Genomic DNA, 24379 nt, shown 5'->3' with positions numbered 1-24379 from the left:
TGCGTCAGCTACGGCGCAGGTGTTCGTCCAGGCGCGGCATGATTTCCACGAAATTGCAGGGCATGTGGCGGTAGTCGAGTTGCGCCTTCAGAATGCCGTCCCAGGCGTCCTTGCAGGCGCCGGGCGATCCCGGCAGCACGAATATGAAGGTGGCGTTCGCCACTCCACCCGTTGCCCGCGACTGGATCGTCGACGTGCCGATCTTGTCGAAAGAGATGCGATGGAAGACCTCCGAGAAACCGTCCATGCGCTTTTCGAACAGGGGCTCCAGCGCTTCCGGCGTCACGTCGCGGCCGGTAAAGCCCGTACCGCCTGTGGTGATGACCACGTCGATGTCTGCGGACAGCGTCCAGGCTTCCACCTGCGCGCGAATGCGGTCCTTGTCGTCGGGCACGATCGCCCGGTCGATCAGCCGGTGTCCGGCCTCAGCGATCCGCGCCACCAGTGTGTCGCCGGAACGGTCATCGGCAAGCGTGCGCGTGTCCGATACCGTCAGTACGGCGATGCCGACGGGAATGAAGGGGCGTTCGGTTTGCGTCGTGCTCATGTCCGGTCTTCCGTTGTCTGCGTTGCCTCAACATACCATTCCGGCCGCGCTTGCCGAAGGGCGTCTGCTGCCCGCTGTGCCGCCTGCTGATCGGCGTAGAGCCCGAAGCAGGTCGCGCCGGAGCCGGACATGCGCGCAAGCAGCGCACCGCCTTCGGTCAGCATCGCGATCACGTTTGCGATCTCCGGCAGAACCTCTTCGGCCGGCGGCTGCAGGTCATTGCGGCAGGCCGCGAGATAGTCGATCCACGCCTTCGCGTCTGCGGGGGCGGCGCTCGGTAGCGCCGGCAGTGGCGGATTGTTCTTTTCCGTCAGACGCCGGAAGATGGCCGGCGTCGACACTTCCTTCAGTGGATTGACGAGGACGAGATGAAACGTGAGAAAGTCCCGGAGCGTCTCGATGTCCTCGCCGATCCCGCGCGCCACCAGCGGACGGCCGGAAAGGCACATCGGCACGTCGGCACCGAGCGAAAGCGCCAGTTGCGAAAGGCGTGCCGGGTCCAAGGCGTCGCCGTTCCAGAACCGCATGAGCCCGCGGATCGCGGCCGCCGCATCCGCCGAGCCGCCGCCGATTCCGGAGGCGACCGGCAGGTTCTTTTCCAGATGGATGGCAACAGGCGGTGTGGCCGTGCCTTGGTCCGCCAGCAATGCCCGCAGCCGGTCGCGGGCCCGCGTCACCAGGTTGCCGTCATTTCCGTCCGGCGGGGGCAGGGAGGCGCCAAACGGACCAGACAGCGTCAGGCTGTCCCCAGCTGCGCCGGTGAAGGTAAGCCGGTCTCCTGCCTCGGCAAAGACCACCAGGCTTTCCAGGAGGTGATAGCCGTCGGGGCGCTGGCCGGTCACATGCAGGGCGAGGTTCAGCTTTGCCCGCGCGTGTTCGACGAGCGGTTCTTCCCCTGTTGCGGCATGCATGGCGCCCCTCAGGACTTGTTCTTGCCCGGCACGTCTTCTTCGGCCGGCGGCGGGGTCGGCGCGTCATGCGTGCTTGACGACTGCGCATCCTCGTCCTGGATCGGCGGCAGGCCGTTGGCGATCTTGTTCTGGATCTTGACGATCTCGCCTTCTTCCGGCTTGAAGGCCAGCGTCTGGTTCCACTGGTAGATCGCCTCGAGCTTGCGCCCGACACGCCAGTAGGCATCGCCCAGATGGTCGTTGATCGTCGGGTCGGAAGCGTTCAGCTGGATGGCGCGCTCCAGTTCGTTGACGGCGTCGTCGTAGCGGCCCATGCGGTAATAGGCCCAGCCGAGCGAGTCGACGATGTAACCGTCGTCCGGTCTGAGGTCGACGGCCTTCTGGATCATCTCCAGGCCCTTGTCGAGGTTCATGTTCATGTCGACCCAGGAATAGCCGAGATAGTTCAGCACCTGCGGCTGCTCCGGGCTCAGCTCAAGAGCCTTGAGGAAATTCGGTTCGGCCTTCGGCCATTCCTTCAGGCGCTCATAGGCGATCCCGCGCTGGAAGAAGACCTGCCAGTCGTTCTGCCGCGGCACCGGGCCGATAACCTCGACGGCCTTGTCGTAATTGGCGGCCATCGCCTTGTAGTCCTTGGCGTCAGACAGGATCGCGCCATAGGTCAGGTAGCTGCGGATATCGGTCGGATCGGCCGCAATCAGCTTGTCCATGTGCTGCTTGGCCTGATCCACCTCGCCGGTGCTCGAAAGCGTCAGCGCCAGCTGCAGTTCGGACAGGCGGCGCATCGGAGAGCCTTCCGGCACGTCCTTGTAATAGGCGATCGCCTTCGCGGTCTTCTTCTGGTCCTCGGCAATGCCGCCGAGCAGGATCAGCGTGTCGGCGCTCTTCGGGTCAAGCGCGCGTGCGGCCTGCAGGTAGAGGGAGACGATGTCCTCCGAGCCGCCGCGGTTCAGCGCGCCACCAATGCTGAACAGGACGCCGGCAGCACCCTCGGTCGCGTTGGTGATCTGTTGGGCCGGCTTGCCGCCCTTGGTGACTTCGTCACGCAGCGCCTTCAGCGGCGCGTAATTGTTGAAGAAATCGTCGCCGACGGAGATGGCGTCGAGCGCCTTGCGGGTGTTGCCCTGACCGGCTTCCAGCGCCGCCAGTGCCAGCACGGAGCGGAAATAGGTATCCGGCGCCGTTGCCCCGCCTGGGCGGTCGAGAATGGCGTCGTTCCAGTATTTGCGTGCGCCGGCGATATCACCGGCGACCAGCGACATCGCGCCGGCATTGTAGTTCTTGAAGATGCCGTACCATTTCGGCCCCTTCATCTTGTTGATGAGCGCGATGCCTTCCTTCGGCTTGCCGGCCCCGGCTTCCGCCCAGGCGATCAGCAGCTCGTTCATCATCTTGTCGAGATCGTTCGGGCCTTCATATTTCAGGATCTGCTTGGCAGCGTTGTATTCCTTGCCCTTGATCGCGTTCAGGCCGCGGATGACGGTCGTCACCCGTTCGATCGAATCGTCCTTCTTGAGCTTCTCCGCCAGCCTGGCGCCGTCCTTGAAGTCGCCATTCAGCAGATAGGAGATCATCAGCCGCTGTTCGATGTCGGTATTCTCTGCGTCGAAATCGAGCGCCCGCTTGTAGAGGATGACCGCATTGGCATAGTCCTGATCGACATCGGCCGTGCGCGCGGCAAGGAAAGCCCCGGAAAACGTGTTGATCGTATCGGCTTTCACCAGCTGGCCGGCGTCCTCCGTCGGCGCCTGGGTCTCGGCTTTGGCAGTCGCTGCGCCAAGGAGCAGGACCGCGGCGAAGGCCGCTTGGGACAGGAGGCGCAACGTCAGTCTATGCTGCATGTAGAAGGACCTTTCATCAGGTGCATCAGGCGGGACGATTCACCCACTCATTCACAATAGAATGGCTTTTTTGCGCTCTGGTCGCAAGCACACCCGGCCGTTCGCCCGCGCGCCGGCCCAACAGGGTTAAAATTCGACTAAAATGCCGGGGAGCGGTCAGCTGACACGGCTGATGGTGAAGTCGATGACATCCATCAGGGCGGATTTCCAGGCCGAATCCGGCAGCGGCGCCAGTGCGTCGCGGGCAATCGCGCCGTAGTGCAGGGCCCGGGCGATCGTGTCGCTGAGGCCGTTGTACTTGTTGATCAGCGCCAGCGCCTGACCGAGGTTCTCATCGCCGTTCTGGCCGTTCTCGATGGCGTCCTTCCAGAACGCCCGTTCCTGCGCCGTGCCGCGACGGTAGGCTAGGATGACCGGCAGGGTGATCTTGCCCTCGCGGAAATCGTCGCCGACATTCTTGCCGAGATCGGCGGCCTTGCCGCCATAGTCGAGCGCGTCGTCGACCAGCTGGAAGGCGAGGCCGAGGTTCATGCCGTAGGATTTCAGCGCGTTGCGCTCCGACTTGCCGGTGCGCGCGACGATCGGGCCAACTTCGGCAGCGGCCGCAAACAGCGCCGCCGTCTTTGCCTTGATGACTTCCAGATAGTCGTCTTCCGTCGTCTCCATGTGCTTGGCGACGGAAAGCTGCAGAACTTCACCCTCGGCAATCACGCAGGCCGCGGTCGACAGCACGTCGAGCGCATCGAGCGAGCCGACCTCGACCATCATGCGGAAGGCCTGGCCGAGCAGGAAGTCGCCGACGAGCACGCTTGCCTGGTTGCCCCAGATCATCCGCGCCGTCGACTTGCCGCGGCGAAGATCGCTTTCGTCGACCACGTCGTCATGCAGGAGCGTCGCCGTGTGCATGAACTCGACGCTGGTGGCGAGCTTGATATGGTCCTCGCCCTGGTATTCGAACATGGCCGCCGAGGCGAGTGTCAGCATTGGTCTCAGGCGCTTGCCGCCCGACGAAATCAGGTGGCGGGCAACTTCCGGGATCATCTGCACGTCGGAACCGGCTTTCGACAGGATAAGCTGGTTGACGCGCTCCATGTCTGCCTTGGTCAGGTCGACCAGCGGCTTGATGGAAGCCTGTTTGTTTTTGTTTTCTTCAAGCGGTATGACGACGCCCAACGCACCGGACTCCTATTCCAATTTCGAAAAAGACAATAGAAAGGGGGCATGGTGGCGGCAAGAGGCGAATTGTCCATCTCCCGGAAAATAGGCGAGAAATCGACCATATGTATGAACTTATCAGAACCAATGATGCCGTTGTGCTGTCCTTCGTGGAGAGTCTGATGAAGGATGCCGGCATTCAATGCTTCGTCGCCGATCAGGGCATGAGCATCCTGGAAGGCTCGCTCGGCATGCTGCCGCGCCGTCTTCTTGTCGACGAGGAGAGGGCCGACGAGGCGCGCCGCATCTGCATCGATGCCGGTCTCGCCGCAGAATTGCGCAGCGGGGACTGAAGCGATGACGGGCTTGCCGGAGCGGGTCGAGCGCACTGTCGACGCGTTTCACCGCGGTGGTTTCCACCTGGTCCAGCCGAAGGGCAGGGGCCACCGTTCCGGCATGGACGCGATGCTGCTTGCCTCGCTGGTCGACCATCACGGCGCCTGCCGCGTCGCCGATCTCGGCGCGGGAGCGGGTGCAGCCGGCATGGCCGTCGCCTCCAGGCTCAAGCAAGCGAGCGTCACGCTGTTCGAGCGGTCCGCGGAAATGGCGGATTACGCCCGGGAAAGCCTCGGCCTGCCGGGAAATGTCCATCTCGCCTCCCGCGTCGAGGTCATCGAGGCGGACGTGACGCTGACCGGCAAGGCGCGGCTTGCCGCCGGTCTTGCCGACGACGTCTTCCACCACGTCATCATGAACCCGCCCTTCAACGATGCCGGCGACCGCAGGACGCCCGATGCGCTGAAAGCGGAGGCACATGCGATGACCGACGACCTCTTCGAGCGCTGGATCCGCACCGCCGGCGCCATCATGATCCCCGGCGGCCAGCTGTCTTTGATCGCCAGGCCGCAATCGGTTGGCGAGATCATCGCCGCCTGTGGCCGGCGTTTCGGGGGCATCGAGATCACGCCCATCCATCCGCGCGAGGGCGAAAATGCAGTGCGCATCCTCGTGACCGCCATCAAGGGATCGCGGGCGCGGCTCAACATCCGCATGCCGCTCGTCATGCATGACGAAGGCACGCACAAGTTCTCCGCCTTCGTCGACGACCTGAACAACGGCCGGGCGGCGTACCCAAGAAAAGGCAGCTGATTTCGGCCTGCAGCCATTGCGTTTGCCGGCCGGATACATAAATCAGCGGTAACGGATTTCGAAATATCAGAGGTTTTCTCTATGGCCCGCTTCATCAAGCGCCTTCTTCCCAAACGCTTCCGCAGCAACGAAACGGTGATCCCGGTCGTGCGCCTGCACGGCACGATCATGGCGGGCGGCAGCCAGCTGCGACCCGCGCTCAATCTCGCGAGCGCCGCCGGCGTGCTGGAGAAGGCATTTTCGAAAAAGGATGCGCCGGCTGTCGCGATTTCGGTCAATTCGCCCGGCGGCTCGCCGGTCCAGTCCCGGCTGATCTTCCAGCGCATCCGGTCGCTTGCGGCAGAGAAGAACAAGAAGGTGCTGATCTTCGTCGAGGATGTGGCGGCGTCCGGCGGCTACATGATCGCGCTCGCCGGTGACGAGATCTTCGCCGACCCGACCTCGATCGTCGGCTCGATCGGCGTCGTCTCCGGCGGCTTCGGCTTCCCGGAACTTCTGAAGAAAATCGGCGTCGAGCGGCGCGTTTATACGGCCGGCGAGAACAAGGTGATCCTCGATCCGTTCCAGCCGGAAAAGGAAAGCGACATCGAGTATCTGAAGACGCTTCAGCTCGAAATCCACAAGGTTTTCATCGACATGGTGAAGGAGCGCCGCGTCGGCAAGCTCGCCGATGACGCGACGATCTTCTCCGGCCTGTTCTGGACCGGAACGCGCGGCCTCGACCTCGGCCTGATCGACGGGCTTGCCGATATGCGGACCGAAATCCGCCGCCGCTTCGGCGACAAGGCCAAGCTGGAACTGATCACCGCCCCGCGCGACATCTTCGGCCGCCGCCAGCCCGGCGCCTCTATTCTTGACGGCGCCGCGGAGCGCGTCGGCGCTTCCGCCATCGCGGCACTTGCCGAAACGGCAGAAGAAAAGGCATTGTGGGGCCGGTACGGGTTATAATTCGAAAGTTTGAACGGAAATGCCGGTTCTCTTATTCTGGATTCTCTTCGGCGTTGCCGGGTGGTTGTTCTACAAGAAGTTCGTCAAGGACGCCGAAAAGCTGTCCGAGAAGAACAAGCGTGTCCGCAAGGAACAGAAGAACGGCGCCGACGGCACGCTGGTGAAAGACCCCGTGACCGGCGAATACCGCGTCAAGCGCGACGACGAGTAGGCGGCGGAACCGAACCGCCCTCAATCCGGTTATCCTTCGTGAATAACGGAAGGAGACGGCGATGCCCGCACAATCCAAGGCACAGCAGAAGGCGGCAGGCGCGGCGCTTGCGGCCAAGCGCGGTGAGGCGAAGAAGTCCGAGCTGAAGGGCGCTTCGCGCGAGATGTACGAAAGCATGACGGAAAAGGAACTGGAAGAGCTGGCCTCGACCAAGCGCAGTTCGCTGCCGGACAAGAAGAGCGACGACTGACGGAGCTATTTGATACGGCCGGTTGACCCTGGCTCAACTGGCTTGAGATTGCACCTAACTTTGACAGTTGATATACTATTCGAATGTATATCAATGGAGGCGATCCATGCAGGTTTCCAAATGGGGAAACAGTCTCGCGATCAGGATTCCCGCTTCGGTCGCGGAGGCGCTGAAGCTGAAGGAGGGTGACGATATCGAAGTGCGTATTGCCGGAGAACGCACGTTCGAGATCGCCCTCGACCCGTCGCGGGAAAATGCTCTGAAGCTTATCCGGTCCTTCCGGAAACCGCTTCCCGCCGGCTGGACGTTCAGCCGCGAGGACGCAAACGAGCGCTGAATGGCCGCTCCCTTTCTCGACAGCAACATCCTCGTCTATTCGATCACCGACGACAACCGTGCGGAGGTGGCGCAAGGGCTGCTCGCTGCGCCGTTCGTGACCAGCGTCCAGGGGCTGAATGAATTCGCCAATGTCGCATTCCGCAAGCAGGGACTGCGATGGCATGAGATCCGCGCGCTGACACAGGCGTTCGAGACGCTCGCGGATGTCATTCTGCCGATCGGCCCGGCGACGCATTTCGAGGCGCTGGACTTGTCCGAGGAACACCAACTGCCGTTCTACGACGCGCTGATGTTGGCCGCCGCGCTGGAAGCGGGATGCGAGCTCTTTTATTCCGAGGACCTGCACGACGGACTGGTGATCAGGGGCCGGCTGCGGATTGTCGATCCCTTCCGCAGGCAGGCAGGGCGTCCCTCGGAAGACAGCGCCACTTGACCCCGGCGGCCGGCCATGGCACTGACCGCAGCCAGAAATCCAGCCATAAATCACCGGTTTTGCCATGTCCGCGACGTCCGATCTTCCCGACCACATGAACCCGAAGCGCTCGTTCCAGGCGTTGATCCTGACGCTCCACAATTACTGGGCGGACAAGGGTTGCGCGGTTCTGCAGCCCTACGACATGGAAGTCGGTGCCGGTACCTTTCACCCGGCAACGACCCTGCGTGCGCTCGGTCCGAAGCCGTGGAAGGCCGCCTATGTGCAGCCCTCGCGCCGCCCGACGGACGGCCGCTACGGGGAAAACCCGAACCGTATGCAGCACTATTACCAGTATCAGGTGATCCTGAAGCCGAACCCGTCGAACCTGCAGGAACTTTATCTCGGCTCGCTGGCGGCAATCGGCCTCGATCCGCTGCTGCATGACATCCGCTTCGTCGAGGACGACTGGGAAAGCCCGACGCTCGGCGCCTGGGGGCTTGGCTGGGAGTGCTGGTGCGATGGCATGGAAGTCTCGCAGTTCACCTATTTCCAGCAGGTCTGCGGCATCGAATGCGCGCCGGTTGCCGGCGAGCTGACCTATGGTCTCGAACGCCTCGCCATGTATGTGCAGGGCGTCGACAATGTCTACGACCTCAACTTCAACGGCCGCGAAGGCGACGAGAAGATTTCCTATGGCGAGGTCTTCCTGCAGGCCGAGCAGGAATATTCGCGCCACAACTTCGAATTCGCCAACACCGAGATGCTGCACCGGCATTTCATCGACGCCGAGAAGGAATGCCAGGCATTGCTTGCCGCCGGCAGCCCGTCGGAACCCGGCGCGCTGCACAAATGCGTGCTTCCGGCCTACGACCAGTGCATCAAGGCCAGCCACGTCTTCAACCTGCTCGATGCCCGCGGCGTGATTTCGGTCACCGAGCGCCAGAGCTATATCCTGCGGGTGCGCACGCTGGCCAAAGCCTGCGGCGAAGCCTTCCTGCTGACCGATGCCGGTGGTGCGAACTGGAACAAGGCTGCCTGAAGTCTGGCCGCTGACGGGTCAGTTGACTTTATCCGTCACCGTCACGCCAAGTTCCCATGACGGCTTTAGCGTCGGATAGGCGCCGGTCGGCACCTGCTTTGCCATCGTCCGGAGGCAGCGCCGCATGCCCATCGGCTCGACCGTCTGCATCGCGATCGCGTAGTCGACGAACAGGATCATCAGCGCGGCGGCATTGATCGTCTTGATGAGCGGCAGCATGTCCGTGACCCCCTCGGCCATCCACGCTTTCCGGGCTCCCTTGCCGGATTGCGCTGTTGAACTGGGATGATCCTGGAGCATCGCCGTTGAACCCGTGCTGAAGCAGCCGTTCATCCGGCGTTCGGGTTGCGGAGTTTCGCGCCGCAGCTTTGCACTCGTCTCCGGCTCACAAATGATGTATGCGGCTTTGAACGGGGGCGATCGGCATGACAGGCGCCGGGCCCGATCCGAGCGGAGGGAATTCGATGTATGTGACCATTGCCATCATCGTTGTCGTCGGGCTTTACGTCATGATGACCTATAACGGCCTTGTGCGCTTCCGGCAGATGACGGAAGAGGCATGGTCGGGAATCGACGTGCAGCTCAAACGCCGCGCCGACCTGATCCCCAACCTGATCGAGACCGTCAAGGGTTATGCCGCGCACGAGAAGTCGACGCTCGAAGAGGTCGTCGAGCTGCGCAACAAGGCGCAAGCCATGCCGTCGGGCGATGTGGCGGGCCGCGCGCAGGTGGAAGGCATGCTCTCCCAGGCGCTCGGCCGGGTGATGGCGATCGCCGAAGCCTACCCGGACCTGAAAGCCAACGAGAACTTTCTGGAGCTGCAGAAGTCGCTTGCCGAAATCGAGGGCGAGATCCAGATGTCGCGGCGCTATTACAACGGCGCCGCCCGCCAGCTGAACGTCAAGGTCGACAGCTTCCCCTCAAACCTGATCGCCAACCAGTTCGGCTTCCAGAAGGCCGGCTATTTCGAGATCGCCGATCCGGCCGACCGCGCCGTGCCGCAGGTGAAGTTTTAAGACAGAAGAAGGCCGGGCTTGAGCGCCTGGCCATGCAAGAGAAGAGAATGAACAAGGACCGTCTGACCGTCATCCCGCCCGGCCATCCGCTTTCCGGCAAGGTGAGCCCTCCCGGCTCGAAATCGATCACCAATCGTGCGCTCCTGCTCGCCGGCCTCGCCAAGGGCACAAGCCGCCTGACCGGCGCGCTGAAGAGCGACGACACGCGCTACATGGCCGAAGCGCTGCGCGCCATGGGCGTTACCGTCGAGGAGCCGGATGCGACGACCTTCGTGGTCACCTCGTCGGGCAAGCTGAACGCGCCCGCAAACCCGCTCTTTCTCGGCAATGCCGGCACGGCGACCCGCTTCCTGACGGCCGCCGTCGCTATGTTCGACGGCACCTTCGTGGTCGATGGCGATGAGCATATGCGCAAGCGCCCGATCAAGCCGCTGGTGGCAGCGTTGAACGCGCTCGGCGTCGAGGCCGATGCGCCGACCGGCTGCCCGCCGGTCACCGTCAAGGCCGCCGGCGGCTTCAAGGCCGACCGCGTGGTCATCGATGCCGGATTGTCGAGCCAATATGTATCGGCCCTGCTGATGGCCGCTGCCTGCGGTAGCCGCCCGCTCGACATCGAGCTTGCCGGAACCGCCATCGGTGCGCGCGGCTATATCGGCCTGACGATCGCCTCGATGGAGGCCTTCGGCGCCAGCGTCGAACAGCCGACGTCGTCCACCTGGCGCGTGCTGCCGGCCGGCTACAAGGCTGCCGACTATCACATCGAGCCGGACGCGTCCGCCGCGACCTATCTCTGGGCTGCCGAAGTGCTGACCGGCGGGCGGATCGACATCGGCACGGCGACGGCGGATTTCACCCAGCCGGACGCCAAGTCGCATGATTTCATGGCGAAGTTCCCCTATATGCCGGAGGAAATCGACGGCAGCCAGATGCAGGACGCCATTCCGACGCTCGCCGTTCTCGCCGCCTTCAACGAGACGCCGGTGCGCTTCGTCGGCATCGAGAACCTGCGGGTCAAGGAATGCGACCGCATCCGCGCGCTTTCGACCGGTTTGAACAACATCCGCCCGGGCCTCGCGGTCGAAGAGGGCGACGATCTCGTCGTCAATTCGGACCCGGCCCTTGCCGGACAGCGCCTGCCGGCGGATATCGACACCTTCGCCGACCACCGCATCGCCATGAGCTTCGCGCTGGCCGGCCTGAAGATCGAGGGTGTCACCATTCTCGACCCCGGCTGTGTCGCCAAGACCTATCCCGCCTATTGGGATGCGCTCGGCTCGCTGGGGGTCAAGTTCGAGGGGTAGGGGGATGCATAAAAGGGGGAACAGGATGGCAGTTTTGCGATTTTTCGATCAGATAAGACGAAATTCCCCCTCTGGCCTGCCGGCCATCTCCCCCACAAGGGGGGAGAACATGTGCCGTGGCGTCCAGCCTGCCGATGAGCGACGGCGTGCAAAGAAGCCCCTCCCACCTGTGGGGAGAGGTTGGGGAGGGGCAAAGATGCTTTGCGTCGTTCTCCTCACCTTGCTTTTCGCCCTGCCGGCCATGGCCAACGAGGTCATCACCAACTTCCATTCGGACATCACCCTCGACCAGGACGGAACGATGCTCGTGCGCGAGAACATCGACGTCATTGCCGAGGGCGACCAGATCCGCCGCGGCATTTTCCGCGACTTTCCGCTGACCTTCCTCGATGATCAGGGCCGCGAGGTCAGCGTCGAATTCGACCTGATCTCGGTCACCCGCGACGGTCACGACGAGCCGTATCATACGGAATCGATCAGCGACGGCATCCGCATCTATGCCGGCGATCCGAACGTGTTCCTCGACTACGGCGCCCATTCCTATGTCTTCACCTACGAGACCAGCCGCCAGGTCCGCTATTTCGACGATCACGACGAACTCTACTGGAACGTGACCGGCAATGGCTGGATCTTCCCGATCCAGCAGGCGAGCGCCACAGTCACCCTGCCGGAAGATGCCAAGGTGGAAGACACCGTCGCCTTCACCGGCGCCTATGGCGAAACGGAAAGGGATGCCCGCGCCTCCGTGTCCGGCAATGTGGTCGAGTTCCGCACCACAAGGCCACTCGGATCGGAGGAAGGCCTGACGATCGGCGTCAAGCTTCCCAAGGGCGTGCTCGACGCGCCCTCGCAGGAAGATGAGGCCTGGTGGTTCCTGAAGGACAACCGCAACTATATCTTCTCCTTCGGCGGGCTCATCCTTGTCCTCGGCTTCTATTTCAAATCCTGGACAAAGGTCGGCAAGGACCCGGAACGCGGGGTCGTCGTACCACGCTGGGACGCGCCTGACGGCATTTCTCCCGCTCTCGTCAACTACATCGACAACAAGGGCTTTTCGGGTGCCGGCTGGCAGGCCTTTTCCGCCGCCGCCATCAATCTTGCGGTCAAGGGGTACGTCATCCTCGACGACCTCAAGAGCTCGATCATCATCCGCCGCACGGCAAAGCCGGTGGATGAGGTGCTTCCGGCTGGCGAGAAGGTGCTTTTGACGGGGCTGAGCCGCGAAGGGCAGGAATTCCAGATCAACAAGGCGAACGGCCCCGCCGTCCAGAGCCGGGGCTCAAGCTTCCGCTCCGCGATCGAGAAGGAGCATCGCGGCCGTTACTACAAGTTCAACACCGGCTACATCGCCGCCGGCGTCATTCTCTCCGTCCTGTCGATCGTCATCCTGGTTGTCTTCGGCACCTTCGACAGCGACACGCTCGGCGCGTTGTTCGGCCTCGGCATCGCCTCCACCGTGCTCGGCGTCTTCGCCGCCGTCATCGGCCGCAACCTCATCAGCGCCCGGTCGCTGGCCCAGAAGGTGGCCTCGGTGATTGCGCTCGGCTTCATCGGCACGTTTGGCCTCACCATGCTGACCAGCATCCTCAGCACGTTCTCCACCTCGTTCGTCGAGATGCAGGAACTGCCGGTGTTCTTCGCGATCGGCGGCATCGTCGTCACCAATGTCGTCTTCTTCTTCCTGATGGGTGCGCCGACCCCGCTCGGGACGAAGATGATGGATGGCATTGAGGGACTGAAGATGTACCTGACGCTCGCCGAAAAGGACCGGCTGAACATGCAGGGCGCGCCCAAAATGTCGCCGCAGCATTTCGAAAAACTGCTGCCCTATGCCGTGGCGCTCGGCGTGGAAAAACCCTGGACGCGGACCTTCGACGCCTGGCTTGCGGCAGCCGTTGCCGCAGGTGCCGCATCCGCCGCCTATCATCCCGCCTGGTATTCCGGTGGCAGTTTCGACGGCGGCCGCTTCGGTGACAGCTTCAGCCGCTTCCCCTCTGCCATGGCCTCGACGGTCGCCTCCACCATCCCGGCACCGAAATCATCGTCCTCCTCCTCGGGCTTTTCGTCCGGCGGCGGCTTTTCCGGCGGCGGCGGCGGCGGTGGCGGCGGCGGCGGCTGGTAAGGGGTGATGAGCCAACGGGCAGACAGGCTGCTGGCCATTGTCTTTGCGGTGTTCATCGTGGTGTTGCTGGCGGTGTTCTTCACCAGCGAGACGTTCTTCGACTGGGCCTTCGAGCGCCATCGCAACACCGCCTCCTGGGTCGTCCGTCCGCTGCTTGTGCTGCCATTCTGCTATTTCGCCTGGCGCCGGTCGCTTGCCGGCGTGATGGCTTCGGTGCTGGCGATCCTCAGTTCGATGTTCTGGTTCCCGCCGCCAACAGAACCGAACGCCGAGGTCACGGAATTCCTGGCGATGGAGCGGAGCCTGCTTTCGCAGGGCTGGACGGCGCAGACCGTCTTCGGCGCCCTTGCAGTCATCGCCTATTGTGTCGCACTCGCCGCCGCCTTCTGGAGGCGCTCATGGGTGCTGGGGCTTGCCGTTGCCGCGGCGGGTGCGCTTTTGAAAATGCTCTGGAGCGTCCTGTTCTCGCCGGAGGCCGGCCATGCTGTTTTCCCCTTCGCGCTCGGCGGTCTTGCCGTGCTGGTCGTCATCGTGCTGGCCATCCGCCGTCTCGGTTCCCGTCGCGGCTGAAGCCGGCGGAGGCCAAGAAATCTCCGGCTTTTCTGGTGACAAGCCCGCGTCTCCTTGCTAAGTCCCGCGCACCTGCTTTTTCCGACAATCATGAAGTCTCATACCCATGCCCGATCTTCTGCTTGAACTCCGCTCCGAGGAAATCCCAGCCCGCATGCAGCGCAAGGCGGCGGGCGACCTGAAGAAACTCGTCACCGACGCACTGGTCGAGGCGGGCCTGACCTATGAAGGCGCACGCGAATACTGGACGCCGCGCCGCCTGACGCTCGATATCCGCGGCCTCAATGCGCGTTCCGCCGACAGCCGCGAGGAGCGCAAGGGCCCGCGCACCGACGCGCCGGAAAAGGCGATCGAAGGCTTCCTGCGCGGCGCGGGGCTTTCTTCCGTCAGCGAGGCTCAGGTCGTCAGCGATCCGAAGAAGGGCGAGTTCTACGTCGCCGTCATTTCCAAGCCCGGCCGCCCGGCGGAAGAGATCATCGCCGACATCATGCCCGGCATCATTCGCAATTTCCCCTGGCCGAAGCCGATGCGCTGGGGCGCAGCCTCGGCAAAGCCCGGCTCGCTGCAATGGGTGCGCCCGCTGCAGTCGATCGTCTGCCTGTTCGGACCGGAGCACGAGGAAACGCAGGTCATCCCGTTCGAAATCGACGGTCTCGTCGCCGGCAACGTCACCTATGGCCACCGCTTCCATGCGCCGGACGCCATCACCGTGCGCCGCTTCGATGATTATGTCGCAAGCCTTGCCGCCGCCAAGGTCGTGCTCGACGCCGAGCGCCGCAAGGAAATGATCGCCCAGGACGCCCGCAATCTGGCCTTCGCCAACGGTCTCGACATGGTCGAGGACGAGGGCCTGCTGGAAGAAGTGTCCGGCCTCGTCGAATATCCGAACGTCCTGCTCGGCACCTTCGAGGAAGAGTATCTGACGATCCCGGACGAGATCATCCGCCTGACGATCAAGACCAACCAGAAATGTTTCGTCTGCCGCAAGCAGGGCGGCGAGCGGCTGTCCAACCACTTCATCCTCGTCTCCAACATCGAGGCGAAGGACGGCGGCAAGGAGATCATGCACGGCAACGGCAAGGTCGTGCGCGCACGTCTCTCCGACGCGCTGCACTTCTGGAAGCGCGACCAGTCGGACCTGCCGGACCTCGGCGAACTGACCGCGTCCGCCGAAAAATTCGGCCTCGACCTGAAGAAGCCGCTCGACCAGCGCATGGCCAAGCTCGACCACCTGAACGTTACCTTCCACGCCAAGCTCGGCTCTCAGGGTGAGCGGGTGACGCGCATTCGTGCGCTCGCCGCAGAACTGGCCAAGGTGACCGGCGCCGATCCGAAGCTCGTCGACCGCGCCGTGGTGCTGGCAAAGGCCGACCTGCGCACCGAAGCCGTCGGTGAGTTCCCGGAACTGCAGGGCATCATGGGCCGCAAATATGCCGTCCTGCAGGGCGAGGACGATGCCGTCGCCATTGCCATCGAAGACCACTACAAGCCGCAGGGCCCGTCCGACAACCTGCCGTCGAACGCCGTCGCGACCACCGTCGCGCTCGCCGACAAGCTCGACACCCTCGTCGGCTTTTGGTTCATCAACGAAAAGCCGACGGGCTCCAAGGACCCCTATGCCCTGAGACGCGCGGCGCTGGGCGTCATACGCATGCTGCTGGAGAAGGGGAATATCCGAGTGGCGTTGCTTCCCGCCTTTGATGAGCATTTGAGGAGACAGGAAAAAGTTGGAGGGAGCGTCCAGCTACTCGCAAAAAGAAACCTGCCAACGAAACAGGCTTTTGAGGAAAGCATCGACCTCCTCGCCTTCTTCCATGACCGACTGAAGGTCTATCTCCGCGATCTCGGCGCCCGCCACGATATCATCGACGCCGTGCTGACGCCGGAATCCGACGATCTGCTGATGGTCGCCCGCAAGGCAGAAGCGCTGACGGCGTTCATCACCTCCGAGGACGGCATCAACCTGCTCGCCGGCACCAAGCGCGCCACCCAGCTTCTCGCCGCCGAAGAGAAGAAGGGCACGAAGGTCGCAAGCTCCGTCGATGACGAGTTGTTCACCGAAAAGGCCGAAAAGGCGCTGTTTGCCGCCGTCAGCGTCGCAGCGATGGAAGCCTCCGAAGCGATCAAGCGCGAGGATTTCCGCGAGGCGATGGAGGCTCTCTCGAAGCTCCGCGCCCCAGTCGACCGCTTCTTCAACGAAGTGCTCGTCAACGACGAGGACGAGGCGATCCGCGCCAACCGCCTCGCGCTCCTGAAGCTTATCCGCGAAGCCATCGGAACCGTCGCGGATTTCTCCAAGATCAGCGGCTGATCGACGTCTCTTCGCGCCTGAAAAGCGCACATAAGAAAAGCGCCCCCGTCTTCTCTCGGGAGCGCTTTTTTGTCGCCCAGGGACTGGCGACGGCCCGTCAACTCGTTGAAGTTGGTGGGGGCAGGGATTGGGTCACATCACTTCATGCGCAGCTGGAAATTCTCCGGGTTGATTTCCTTCACCGGCTTTTCCGCAGGGCCCGCGAGGTCGGCGATGCTGGCCGCGACCGGCTCGCCGGGGGCGATCTTCGGCGCGCCGACGGCCGTCGTCATCATCCCGTCGACGCCGTCCTTGCCGGCTTCGGCGAGGGTCTTGTCGGAAATGGTGGCATTGGCGAGAGCCGACATGATATCGGGTGTCGGCGTGGAGACGAGCTCGACGGGCGAACCGCCCATCATCGCCTCGGTGCGCACCAGCTTCTTCTCGCCGTTGATGTTGCGGATCTCCAGCTTCTGGGCTTCGCCTGTCAGGACCGGCACCTTGTAGAGCATGTTGATCTGCGGATCGGCGGTCCGGCAGGTCGTGCAGGTGATCGCCTCGACGCTGCGGCTTTCCGCGAGCGGCTTGGTCTTGATGTCCACGATGGAGGAGGCCTGCGCCTGGAAGGCGAGGGCGGTCATGGCGGCTGTCAAAACGAAGTAACGCATAGGATCATCTCCCGTCATTCTTTAAGGGGAGAGTACCGCGCGATTATTTCCATCCCGTCAGGGGATTAGGTAAAATTTGAATGAATCGCACCGTTTTCGTGCGATTCCGGGAAGAATTCTCTCTTAATCAGCCCTGTTCGCGGGCAATCGCCCGCCAGCCGATGTCACGGCGGCAGAAGCCGTTGTCCCATTTCACACGGTCGACCAGCGCATAGGCCTTCGCCTGCGCTTCCGCCACGGTCTTGCCCGTCGCCGTCACGTTCAGCACGCGCCCGCCGGTTGCGACCAGCTGGCCGTCCTTGAGGGCGGTTCCGGCATGAAACACCTTGCCGTCGTCGCCGGCTTCGGGAAGCGCCGCGATCGGCGTGCCCCTGTCATAGGAGCCTGGATAACCCTTGGAGGCCATGACGACGGTCAGCGCCACGTCGTCGCTCCAGTCGGCGGAAACCTGGTCGAGCGTGCCGTTCGAGCAGGCGTAGAGGAGCGGCAGCAGATCGCTTTTCAGCCGCATCAGCAGCACCTGGCATTCCGGATCACCGAAGCGGACATTGTATTCGATGAGCTCCGGACCCTTTTCGGTGATCATCAGGCCGGCGAAGAATATGCCGGAGAACGGATAGCCGCTCTCGGCCATGCCCTTGATGGTCGGCTCGATGATCTCCTTCATCGTCCGCGATACCATCTCGTCGGTCATCACGGGGGCGGGCGAATAGGCGCCCATGCCGCCGGTGTTCGGTCCGGTGTCGCCGTCGCCGACGCGCTTGTGGTCCTGGGCGGTGGCGAGCGCCAGGGCCGTCTTACCGTCCGACAGGCAGAAGAAGCTTGCTTCCTCGCCATCGAGAAACGCCTCGACCACGACTTCCGCACCGGCGTCGCCGAAAGCACCTTCGAAGCAGTCGTCGATGGCGGAGAGCGCCTCGTCGACCGTCATCGCCACTGTCACGCCCTTGCCGGCGGCAAGCCCATCGGCCTTGATGACGATCGGCGCGCCTTCAGCGCGGACGTATGCCTTGGCCTTCGGGGCGTTGTTGAAGCGCTGATAGGCGCCTGTCGGAATGTTGTAGCGGGCGCAGATGTCCTTTGTGAAACCCTTGGAGCCTTCAAGCTGCGCCGCACCGGCCGACGGCCCGAAGACGGCGATATCAGCGGCCCGCAGGGCATCCGCAATGCCCGCCACGAGCGGGGCTTCCGGGCCGACGACGACGAAGTCGATCGCCTTGTCCTTGCAGAAGGCGACGACGGCGGCATGGTCGTCGATGTTGATATCGGCGAGCGTCGCGTGTTCGGCGATGCCGGGATTGCCCGGAGCGGCATAGAACTCTTCCATCAGCGGCGACTGCGCCAGTTTCCAGGCAAGCGCATGCTCGCGTCCGCCGGATCCGATCAGAAGAACTTTCATCGCCTGCTCCCGAAGAGTTTTTAAACGTGCCCCGCGCGTAGCGACAGAGGCCGGAAAGGTCAAGCGGAAAGCCCTTGGAGGGCCGACGCAATTGCGGATGGCGGTCCATGGAATAAATGTGCTACATTAATGTCATGGAGATAGTCTTCGACGAGAACAAGCGGAAAGCGAACGTGGAAAAACACGGGTTCGACTTCGCCGATCTCGATCTGGACTTCTTCGGTTCGGCAACCACCTTCCCGGTGGAGAAAGGGCGGTTCATGGCGGTCGGACTATTCCGTTCGGCAGCGATCACCGTCGTCTTCTCGGTGCTTGGCAGCGAGGCGATTTCGATTGTTTCCATGCGCCCTGCGAGCCGAAAGGAAAGGAGAATATTATGACAGGCAAACTGAAACATCTTCGACCGCTCACGGACGAAGAGGAAGCGGAAATTCAAAGAGCAATTGCGCTGGATCCTGATGCACCTGAGGCTACGGACGAACAGCTAGCAAAGGCCCGTCCGTTCGCCGAAGTCTTTCCGGACCTTCACGAGAGCATTCAGCGCTCGCGCGGAAGGCCGCCGGTCGACAATCCCCGCAAGCATGTCTCGCTGCGGTTGGACGCGGATGTTCTCGATCACTTCAAGGCGACCGGCAAGGGGTGGCAATCGCGCATCAACGAAGCCCTGCGCAAGGCGGCGGGGTTGTAGGCGCATTTCTGTGGAGCGCGGCAGGCCTTCGTGTTGCCATGGTTTGAAGTCTCGTTATGGTCGCGCCTCTGATTTGCAGAAACCGGGAAGACCATGACAGCAGACAACAGGAAACTCGCCATCCTCATCGCCGCTGAGATCAGCGCCCGCCCAGAGCAGGTGACTGCGGCAGTCGACCTTCTGGATGGCGGCGCGACCGTTCCCTTCATCGCCCGCTACCGCAAGGAAGTGACCGGCGGTCTCGATGACGGCCAGCTGCGCACGCTGTCCGAACGCCTCGTCTACCTGCGCGAACTCGAATCTCGCCGGAAGACGATCCTCGACAGCATCTCGTCGCAGGGCAAGCTGACCGACGATCTTGCCGGCAAGATCGCCAGTGTGACGACCAAGGCCGAGCTGGAAGACATCTATCTTCCCTACAAGCCGAAGCGCCGCACCCGCGCCGAGATCGCCCGCGAGCGCGGCCTCGGGCCGTTGGCAGACGCAATCCTTGCCGACCGCATGGCCGATCCGGCAAAACTTGCGGAAGGCTACATCACCGCCGATGTGCCGGACGTGAAGACGGCGCTCGACGGCGCCCGCGACATCGTCGCCGAAGCCATTTCCGAAAATGCCGACCTTCTCGGCAAGCTGCGCAACTACATGAAGGACAAGGCCATGCTGCGCGCCCGTGTGGTCGACGGCAAGCAGGACGCGGGCATGAAGTTCTCGGATTACTTCGATCATTCCGAGCGCTGGGCGACCGCGCCCGGCCACCGTGCGCTCGCCATGCTGCGCGGCTGGAACGAGGAGTTCCTGACGCTGACCATCGATGTCGATGCAGACGATCCGGCACCGATCAAGCCCGCCCAGCGGATGATCGCCGCCGAATATGAAATCCGCGGCGAGGGTGCCGGCAATCAATGGCTGATGGAGGTCGCCGGCTGGACGTGGCGGGTCAAGCTCTCCATGTCGCTCTCGCTCGACCTGATGCGCGAACTGCGCGAGCGCGCGGAGGAGGAGGCAATCCACGTCTTCGCCCGCAATCTGAAGGACCTGCTGCTCGCTGCTCCAGCCGGCTCCAAGGCAACAATGGGGCTCGATCCGGGCATCCGCACCGGCGTCAAGGTCGCGATCGTCGACGGCACCGGCAAGCTGCTCGATACCACCACCGTCTATCCGTTTCCGCCGAAGAATGATGTGCGCGGCACGCAGGCCGAACTCGCCTCGCTCATCCGCAAGCACAAGGTCGAGCTGATCGCCATCGGCAACGGCACCGGCAGCCGCGAGACCGAAAAGCTGGTGGCCGACATGCTCGCTGCCCTGCCTGCGCCGAAGCCAACCAAGGTCATCGTGTCGGAGGCCGGCGCGTCGGTCTATTCCGCGTCGCAAACCGCGGCCACCGAATTCCCCGGCCTCGACGTGTCGCTGCGCGGCGCCGTTTCCATCGCCCGCCGCCTGCAGGACCCGCTCGCCGAACTGGTGAAGATCGAGCCGAAGTCGATCGGCGTCGGCCAGTACCAGCACGATGTCGATCAGGTGAAGCTCGGCCGCTCGCTCGATGCCGTCGTCGAGGATGCGGTGAATGCCGTCGGCGTCGATCTCAACACGGCCTCCGTGCCGCTGCTCGCCCGCGTGTCCGGCCTCGGTCCGTCGATTGCCGAGGCGATCGTCCTGCACCGCGACACCAATGGTGCTTTCGCCAGCCGCCGCCAGCTTCTCGATGTCGCCCGCCTTGGCCAGCGTACCTTCGAGCAATGCGCCGGCTTCCTGCGCATTCCGAACGGCAAGGAGCCGCTTGATGCATCCGCCGTGCACCCGGAAGCCTATGGAGTCGCCAAGAAGATTGTCGCTGCCTGTGGCCGTGATCTGCGCACGCTGATGGGCGACAGCGCGGCGCTGAAGGCGGTCGATCCGCGCAAGTTCGTCGATGAGACCTTCGGCTTGCCGACAGTCAAGGACATCATCGCCGAACTCGAAAAGCCCGGCCGCGACCCGCGCCCGGAGTTCAGGACGGCGACCTTCGCCGACGGCATCGACGAAATCACGGACTTGAAGCCCGGCATGCTGCTGGAAGGCACTGTCACCAACGTCGCGGCCTTCGGCGCCTTCGTCGATATCGGCGTCCATCAGGACGGTCTCGTCCACGTGTCGCAGCTCGCCGATCGCTTCGTCAAGGATCCTCATGAGGTGGTCAAGGCCGGCGACGTGGTCAAGGTCCGCGTCGTCGAGGTCGACGTCAAGCGCAAGCGCATCGGCCTGACCATGCGCAAGGACGATGGCGGCGCGGCAGCCGAACGCGCGGCCCGGCCTCCCCAGCCGAATGCGGGTCGGCCGCCGGCCCGCGACGCGCGCAAGCCGCAGCCCGCCCAGCAGGGCAGTCTCGGCGCCGCCCTGGCCGAGGCCATGAAGCGCAAGTAACGGAAAAATCGACCGGATTTCATGTTTGGCCACGCCTGCATCCATGACGGGTGATGCAGGCGTGCAACACGCCAGTTTTCTGCACCAGAACAGGCCAGATCTGCCGCTTGCTTCTGCTTTTGAACGCGCTAATTTTTTTCATGCAAATTTTTTAGGCATGAAAGTTTGAGCGTGCGAGGGCAGAAATGGCATTGGATTTTAATGCTTTAGTCCGGCAGATCATACGTGTCGGCACATTAAGGGTTCAGCATTCGGACGGAAAGAAGGTGACCTTCGGTGACGGTTCGGGGGTGCCGGTCGCCATCCGGTTTGTGGATGACAAGGCCGCGGCGGAAATTGCAGCCGATCCGCCGTTGAGACTGGGCGAAGTCTACATGGATGGCCGCATGGTCTTCGATGAAGGCGACATCTATTCCTTCCTGGCGCTCGTCAAGAGCAACACGGTCAACGAGGTCTTCAGCCCGCTGATGATGGCGCGGTTGTTCTGGCGCATGGGCCTTTCTCAGGCGCTTGCCCGGCTGCCGGTTAATCACAACCGGCGCAACGTCTCGCATCACTACGACCTCTCGGCGAAGCTGTTCGATCTCTTCCTCGATCCGGATTGGCAGTATTCCTGCGCCTATTTCGAACCGGCTGGCATCAGCCTCGAGGAGGCGCAGGTCGCCAAGAAGCGCCACATCGCTGCCAAGCTCCTGATGGAAGAGGGACAGAAGGTGCTGGAGATCGGGTCCGGCTGGGGCGGAATGGCGATGTATCTGGCCGAAGCCTATGGCGCGGACGTCACCGGCATCACACTGTCGCACGAGCAGCTCGATGTATCCCGTCGCCGGGCCGAAAAGCGCGGTCTCGCCGACCGCGTCCGATTCGAATTGCAGGATTACCGCTATTACAAGGACCGGAGCTTCGACCGCATCGTGTCTGTCGGCATGTTCGAACATGTCGGGGTCGCCAATTATGCGGGTTTCTTCCGCAAGTGCGCCGAACTGCTGGACAAGGACGGCGTCATGCTCCTGCATTCGATCGGCCGGCCGAAGCCGTCCTATGCGACCAACCCGTTCATCGAGAAGTACATCTTCCCGGGCGGCTACATCCCCGCGTTAAGCGAGGTGCTTCCAAGCGTCGAGAAGGCCGGCTTGCTGGTCAAGGACGTGGAAATCCTGCCGCTGCATTACGCCGATACGCTGAAGGCCTGGCGAGAGCGTTTCCTCGCCCGCCGGGAAGAGGCGACCGCCATCTACGACGAACGCTTCGTACGCATGTGGGAATTCTATCTCGCCGGATCCGAGATCGCCTTCCGCTACGACGAACTCTTCGTCTTCCAGATGCAGATTTCCTGCAATCAATATGCGGTTCCCAATAATCGCAACTACATCGCCGAGCGCGAAACGAGCCTGAAAGGCTTCGAGGCGACACGCGCGCCTTTGGAGAAAGTGGAATTCTGAGGCCTCGGCCGGAGCGCAGCTTGACCGCGCTGCCGCGCGGGCGGTACTGCTTCGGCATGAGTGAGATGCAACACACGCAGCGCGTCTCTGATGCGCCTTCCGACAATTTCGTCTACCGGCTGCTGCCGCCGTGGCTCTGGCCCTATGCCCAGCTTGCCCGCTGGGACCGGCCGATCGGCTGGCAGCTCCTGATGTGGCCGTGCTTCTGGTCGGCGGCACTTGCCGCCAATGCCAAGGCCGCGGTTCACACGTTTTCCGGCAGCCAGCTCGTCTGGCATCTGGTGCTGTTCTTCATCGGCGCGGTTGCCATGCGCGGCGCCGGCTGTGCCTATAACGATCTCGTCGATCACCGGATCGATGCCAAGGTCGAGCGCACCCGCTCGCGGCCTCTGCCGTCCGGCCGGGTGACGCGCATGCAGACGAAGGCCTTTATCGCGCTTCAGGCGCTGGTCGGATTGCTCGTGCTTCTGCAGTTCAACTGGTTCACGGTGATCCTTGGCGTCTGCTCGCTGGTGGTCATCGCGATTTATCCCTTTGCCAAGCGCTTCACCGATTGGCCGCAATTCTTTCTCGGGCTCGCCTTTTCCTGGGGCGCGTTGATGGGCTGGGCGGCCGCATTCGGCTCGCTGTCGGCCGCGCCGCTGGTTCTCTACGCGGCCGCTATCTTCTGGACGATCGGCTACGACACGATCTACGCCCATCAGGACAAGGAGGATGACGCCCTGATCGGCGTGCGCTCCACCGCCCGCCTGTTCGGCGAAAACACGCGCCTCTGGCTTGTCGGACTGTATGGAGCGACCGTGGTCCTGATTGCTTCGGCCTGCATTCTCGCCGGCGCCGGTTTCATCGTCTATCTCGGCCTCATCGTCGGCGCAGGGCTTCTCGCCTGGCAGATCGCCGTCATCGACATCGACGATGGCGAGCAGTGCCTGAAGCTGTTCAAGTTCAACAACAAGGTCGGCGCGGTCATCTTCCTTGGCATGCTGATCGCTATCCCGACGGCCATATAGAAAAGCCCGGCACCGTTTCCGGAGCCGGGCCTGTCCTCCCGATTTGGGGCGCCCGATCAGTTGCGGGCGATGATTTCCTTGCCGTCGATCTTCATCGTCACGCCCAGCTTGCCCGTCTGGCGGCGAACGAGGAAGCGTGGACGACGGTTGGCGAAGTAGGAGTGGCGGCGACGCTGGCGGGGCGGGCCGACCTGGAAGCCGGTCAGGTGATCGTCGAGCGGCCGTGCGACGCCGTCGGCCTCGACCATCAGCATCGGAATGCCGTAGGCCTGCGCCCAGCCGCGCCAATCGGCGGCGATGTCGCAGAGGTCGTGTGCGACCAGCAGCGGAACGCAGAGTTCCGGATCCGGATGGTGGAGCTCGAGGGTGACGGTCACATGGCCGTCGCCGTGGTCGATGGCGCGGGCCGCGACGCCGGTGAAGACGCGCGACGGCAGGGCGACCGAGATCGGCAGGCCGCTGCCCGAGAGCACCTTGCGGAGCACCGCGCCGCGTTCGTCGAGGCTGATGGTCACGGTGCTCGTGGAACCCGAGGGGGCGTAGGTTACCTGCTGGGGAAAGCGCATCGGATCGAGCCGAAGCGTGGTGCCTGCCCAGATTGGTTTCAGAACCGTTGTTGTCATCGTCATTACTACCCTGTTTTATCCTGAGAGCCGGTTTTCCAGTCT

Annotated in this window: 26 protein-coding genes; 18 read left to right on the top strand and 8 right to left on the bottom strand. The window is 63.1% G+C overall.

Translation table 11 applies throughout. The annotated features are described in order from the left end of the window. Positions 1-4: 4 nt before the first annotated feature. The 4 genes from moaB to ACU5AY_RS13095 form a co-directional block, all read right to left on the bottom strand. The gene (moaB, locus tag ACU5AY_RS13110; RefSeq protein ID WP_446825143.1) at positions 5-547 is read right to left on the bottom strand and encodes a molybdenum cofactor biosynthesis protein B; all 543 of its coding nucleotides are present in this window, start codon (positions 545-547) and stop codon (positions 5-7) included. Next, positions 544-1458 (bottom strand): 4-(cytidine 5'-diphospho)-2-C-methyl-D-erythritol kinase, encoded by a 915-nt coding sequence (locus ACU5AY_RS13105; protein ID WP_446826552.1) that lies wholly within the window; start codon positions 1456-1458, stop codon positions 544-546. Before ACU5AY_RS13105 ends, moaB begins: the two co-directional genes overlap by 4 nt. Positions 1459-1466: 8 nt before the next feature. Next, the gene (locus ACU5AY_RS13100) at positions 1467-3299 is read right to left on the bottom strand and encodes a tetratricopeptide repeat protein (protein ID WP_446826551.1); all 1833 of its coding nucleotides are present in this window, start codon (positions 3297-3299) and stop codon (positions 1467-1469) included. A 156-nt stretch (positions 3300-3455) separates the two neighbouring features. Beyond that, the gene (locus tag ACU5AY_RS13095; RefSeq protein WP_446826550.1) at positions 3456-4472 is read right to left on the bottom strand and encodes a polyprenyl synthetase family protein; all 1017 of its coding nucleotides are present in this window, start codon (positions 4470-4472) and stop codon (positions 3456-3458) included. Between the two features lie 107 nt (positions 4473-4579). Here ACU5AY_RS13095 and ACU5AY_RS13090 point away from each other — a divergent pair, with 107 nt between their 5' ends. The 8 genes from ACU5AY_RS13090 (at position 4580) to ACU5AY_RS13055 (ending at position 8805) form a co-directional block, all read left to right on the top strand. Beyond that, the gene (locus ACU5AY_RS13090) at positions 4580-4807 is read left to right on the top strand and encodes a putative signal transducing protein (protein WP_446825139.1); all 228 of its coding nucleotides are present in this window, start codon (positions 4580-4582) and stop codon (positions 4805-4807) included. 4 nt (positions 4808-4811) lie between these two features. Beyond that, positions 4812-5603, top strand: coding sequence for a tRNA1(Val) (adenine(37)-N6)-methyltransferase (locus ACU5AY_RS13085; RefSeq protein ID WP_446826549.1), 792 nt, complete (start codon positions 4812-4814; stop codon positions 5601-5603). A gap of 81 nt (positions 5604-5684) precedes the next feature. Beyond that, entirely contained in the window at positions 5685-6551 is an 867-nt protein-coding gene (locus ACU5AY_RS13080; protein WP_446826548.1) for a S49 family peptidase, read from the top strand. Between the two features lie 19 nt (positions 6552-6570). After that, the gene (locus ACU5AY_RS13075; RefSeq protein ID WP_446826547.1) at positions 6571-6762 is read left to right on the top strand and encodes a hypothetical protein; all 192 of its coding nucleotides are present in this window, start codon (positions 6571-6573) and stop codon (positions 6760-6762) included. 61 nt (positions 6763-6823) lie between these two features. Continuing rightward, on the top strand, positions 6824-7012 hold the full coding sequence (locus tag ACU5AY_RS13070) for a DUF3008 family protein (protein WP_446826546.1): 189 nt from the start codon (positions 6824-6826) through the stop codon (positions 7010-7012). A gap of 106 nt (positions 7013-7118) precedes the next feature. Then, positions 7119-7349, top strand: a complete 231-nt coding sequence (locus ACU5AY_RS13065) for an AbrB/MazE/SpoVT family DNA-binding domain-containing protein (RefSeq protein WP_446826545.1) — start codon at positions 7119-7121, stop codon at positions 7347-7349. Further along, the gene (locus ACU5AY_RS13060; RefSeq protein ID WP_446826544.1) at positions 7350-7784 is read left to right on the top strand and encodes a PIN domain-containing protein; all 435 of its coding nucleotides are present in this window, start codon (positions 7350-7352) and stop codon (positions 7782-7784) included. It begins immediately after the preceding gene. Between the two features lie 64 nt (positions 7785-7848). Beyond that, a complete protein-coding gene (locus ACU5AY_RS13055) occupies positions 7849-8805 on the top strand; it encodes a glycine--tRNA ligase subunit alpha (protein WP_446826543.1) in 957 nt (318 codons plus the stop codon). A gap of 18 nt (positions 8806-8823) precedes the next feature. Here ACU5AY_RS13055 and ACU5AY_RS13050 read toward each other — a convergent pair whose 3' ends face one another. Further along, positions 8824-9045 carry a hypothetical protein gene (locus tag ACU5AY_RS13050; protein ID WP_446826542.1) on the bottom strand — a complete coding sequence of 74 codons (222 nt, stop codon included), beginning with the start codon at positions 9043-9045 and terminating at the stop codon, positions 8824-8826. Between the two features lie 224 nt (positions 9046-9269). On the opposite strand from ACU5AY_RS13050, the gene ACU5AY_RS13045 reads away from it, so the two are divergent. From ACU5AY_RS13045 to glyS, 5 genes are all read left to right on the top strand, one after another. Next, the gene (locus ACU5AY_RS13045) at positions 9270-9821 is read left to right on the top strand and encodes a LemA family protein (RefSeq protein WP_446825130.1); all 552 of its coding nucleotides are present in this window, start codon (positions 9270-9272) and stop codon (positions 9819-9821) included. A 47-nt stretch (positions 9822-9868) separates the two neighbouring features. Then, positions 9869-11122 (top strand): 3-phosphoshikimate 1-carboxyvinyltransferase, encoded by a 1254-nt coding sequence (locus ACU5AY_RS13040; RefSeq protein WP_446826541.1) that lies wholly within the window; start codon positions 9869-9871, stop codon positions 11120-11122. A 169-nt stretch (positions 11123-11291) separates the two neighbouring features. Then, on the top strand, positions 11292-13244 hold the full coding sequence (locus ACU5AY_RS13035; RefSeq protein ID WP_446826540.1) for a DUF2207 domain-containing protein: 1953 nt from the start codon (positions 11292-11294) through the stop codon (positions 13242-13244). Between the two features lie 6 nt (positions 13245-13250). After that, the gene (locus ACU5AY_RS13030) at positions 13251-13814 is read left to right on the top strand and encodes a hypothetical protein (protein ID WP_446826539.1); all 564 of its coding nucleotides are present in this window, start codon (positions 13251-13253) and stop codon (positions 13812-13814) included. A 106-nt stretch (positions 13815-13920) separates the two neighbouring features. Continuing rightward, the gene (gene glyS / locus ACU5AY_RS13025; RefSeq protein WP_446826538.1) at positions 13921-16125 is read left to right on the top strand and encodes a glycine--tRNA ligase subunit beta; all 2205 of its coding nucleotides are present in this window, start codon (positions 13921-13923) and stop codon (positions 16123-16125) included. A gap of 137 nt (positions 16126-16262) precedes the next feature. Here glyS and ACU5AY_RS13020 read toward each other — a convergent pair whose 3' ends face one another. Both ACU5AY_RS13020 and purD read right to left on the bottom strand, forming a co-directional pair. Beyond that, positions 16263-16772, bottom strand: a complete 510-nt coding sequence (locus ACU5AY_RS13020; RefSeq protein WP_446826537.1) for a plant virulence effector HPE1-like domain-containing protein — start codon at positions 16770-16772, stop codon at positions 16263-16265. Positions 16773-16899: 127 nt separating this feature from the next. Then, entirely contained in the window at positions 16900-18171 is a 1272-nt protein-coding gene (gene purD, locus ACU5AY_RS13015; RefSeq protein ID WP_446826536.1) for a phosphoribosylamine--glycine ligase, read from the bottom strand. A gap of 173 nt (positions 18172-18344) precedes the next feature. On the opposite strand from purD, the gene ACU5AY_RS13010 reads away from it, so the two are divergent. The 5 genes from ACU5AY_RS13010 (at position 18345) to ubiA (ending at position 23711) form a co-directional block, all read left to right on the top strand. Beyond that, the gene (locus ACU5AY_RS13010) at positions 18345-18551 is read left to right on the top strand and encodes a BrnT family toxin (RefSeq protein ID WP_446826535.1); all 207 of its coding nucleotides are present in this window, start codon (positions 18345-18347) and stop codon (positions 18549-18551) included. Next, on the top strand, positions 18548-18859 hold the full coding sequence (locus tag ACU5AY_RS13005) for a BrnA antitoxin family protein (protein WP_446826534.1): 312 nt from the start codon (positions 18548-18550) through the stop codon (positions 18857-18859). The genes ACU5AY_RS13010 and ACU5AY_RS13005 overlap by 4 nt, the downstream gene beginning before the upstream one ends. Positions 18860-18952: 93 nt before the next feature. After that, on the top strand, positions 18953-21259 hold the full coding sequence (locus ACU5AY_RS13000; RefSeq protein ID WP_446826533.1) for a Tex family protein: 2307 nt from the start codon (positions 18953-18955) through the stop codon (positions 21257-21259). 185 nt (positions 21260-21444) lie between these two features. Continuing rightward, positions 21445-22701, top strand: a complete 1257-nt coding sequence (locus ACU5AY_RS12995; RefSeq protein WP_446826532.1) for a class I SAM-dependent methyltransferase — start codon at positions 21445-21447, stop codon at positions 22699-22701. A gap of 56 nt (positions 22702-22757) precedes the next feature. Beyond that, a complete protein-coding gene (ubiA, locus tag ACU5AY_RS12990; RefSeq protein WP_446826531.1) occupies positions 22758-23711 on the top strand; it encodes a 4-hydroxybenzoate octaprenyltransferase in 954 nt (317 codons plus the stop codon). Between the two features lie 56 nt (positions 23712-23767). Here the strand turns inward: ubiA and ACU5AY_RS12985 are convergent, their stop codons facing one another. Beyond that, positions 23768-24334: a DUF6101 family protein gene (locus ACU5AY_RS12985; RefSeq protein ID WP_446829017.1), complete on the bottom strand. Its 567-nt coding sequence runs from the start codon at positions 24332-24334 to the stop codon at positions 23768-23770. Between the last annotated feature and the right edge of the window lie 45 nt (positions 24335-24379).

Source organism: Rhizobium sp. PAMB 3174 (assembly GCF_052908375.1).
The sequence above is the reverse complement of the archived record's forward strand: the minus strand, read 5'-3'. Positions and strand labels throughout refer to the sequence as shown.

Excerpts from the sequence above, each read along its gene's own strand:
- ACU5AY_RS12995 (WP_446826532.1), top strand. The coding sequence starts at position 21,445 with ATGGCATTGGATTTTAATGCTTTAGTCCGGCAGATCATACGTGTCGGC.
- purD (WP_446826536.1), bottom strand. The coding sequence starts at position 18,171 with ATGAAAGTTCTTCTGATCGGATCCGGCGGACGCGAGCATGCGCTTGCC.
- ACU5AY_RS13075 (WP_446826547.1), top strand. The coding sequence starts at position 6,571 with ATGCCGGTTCTCTTATTCTGGATTCTCTTCGGCGTTGCCGGGTGGTTG.
- ACU5AY_RS13065 (WP_446826545.1), top strand. The coding sequence starts at position 7,119 with ATGCAGGTTTCCAAATGGGGAAACAGTCTCGCGATCAGGATTCCCGCT.
- ACU5AY_RS13085 (WP_446826549.1), top strand. The coding sequence starts at position 4,812 with ATGACGGGCTTGCCGGAGCGGGTCGAGCGCACTGTCGACGCGTTTCAC.
- ACU5AY_RS13100 (WP_446826551.1), bottom strand. The coding sequence starts at position 3,299 with ATGCAGCATAGACTGACGTTGCGCCTCCTGTCCCAAGCGGCCTTCGCC.
- ACU5AY_RS13105 (WP_446826552.1), bottom strand. The coding sequence starts at position 1,458 with ATGCATGCCGCAACAGGGGAAGAACCGCTCGTCGAACACGCGCGGGCA.
- moaB (WP_446825143.1), bottom strand. The coding sequence starts at position 547 with ATGAGCACGACGCAAACCGAACGCCCCTTCATTCCCGTCGGCATCGCC.
- ACU5AY_RS13090 (WP_446825139.1), top strand. The coding sequence starts at position 4,580 with ATGTATGAACTTATCAGAACCAATGATGCCGTTGTGCTGTCCTTCGTG.
- ACU5AY_RS13070 (WP_446826546.1), top strand. The coding sequence starts at position 6,824 with ATGCCCGCACAATCCAAGGCACAGCAGAAGGCGGCAGGCGCGGCGCTT.
- ubiA (WP_446826531.1), top strand. The coding sequence starts at position 22,758 with ATGAGTGAGATGCAACACACGCAGCGCGTCTCTGATGCGCCTTCCGAC.
- ACU5AY_RS13050 (WP_446826542.1), bottom strand. The coding sequence starts at position 9,045 with ATGGCCGAGGGGGTCACGGACATGCTGCCGCTCATCAAGACGATCAAT.
- ACU5AY_RS13060 (WP_446826544.1), top strand. The coding sequence starts at position 7,350 with ATGGCCGCTCCCTTTCTCGACAGCAACATCCTCGTCTATTCGATCACC.
- ACU5AY_RS12985 (WP_446829017.1), bottom strand. The coding sequence starts at position 24,334 with ATGACAACAACGGTTCTGAAACCAATCTGGGCAGGCACCACGCTTCGG.
- ACU5AY_RS13020 (WP_446826537.1), bottom strand. The coding sequence starts at position 16,772 with ATGCGTTACTTCGTTTTGACAGCCGCCATGACCGCCCTCGCCTTCCAG.
- glyS (WP_446826538.1), top strand. The coding sequence starts at position 13,921 with ATGCCCGATCTTCTGCTTGAACTCCGCTCCGAGGAAATCCCAGCCCGC.
- ACU5AY_RS13030 (WP_446826539.1), top strand. The coding sequence starts at position 13,251 with ATGAGCCAACGGGCAGACAGGCTGCTGGCCATTGTCTTTGCGGTGTTC.
- ACU5AY_RS13005 (WP_446826534.1), top strand. The coding sequence starts at position 18,548 with ATGACAGGCAAACTGAAACATCTTCGACCGCTCACGGACGAAGAGGAA.
- ACU5AY_RS13045 (WP_446825130.1), top strand. The coding sequence starts at position 9,270 with ATGTATGTGACCATTGCCATCATCGTTGTCGTCGGGCTTTACGTCATG.
- ACU5AY_RS13000 (WP_446826533.1), top strand. The coding sequence starts at position 18,953 with ATGACAGCAGACAACAGGAAACTCGCCATCCTCATCGCCGCTGAGATC.
- ACU5AY_RS13080 (WP_446826548.1), top strand. The coding sequence starts at position 5,685 with ATGGCCCGCTTCATCAAGCGCCTTCTTCCCAAACGCTTCCGCAGCAAC.
- ACU5AY_RS13055 (WP_446826543.1), top strand. The coding sequence starts at position 7,849 with ATGTCCGCGACGTCCGATCTTCCCGACCACATGAACCCGAAGCGCTCG.
- ACU5AY_RS13040 (WP_446826541.1), top strand. The coding sequence starts at position 9,869 with ATGAACAAGGACCGTCTGACCGTCATCCCGCCCGGCCATCCGCTTTCC.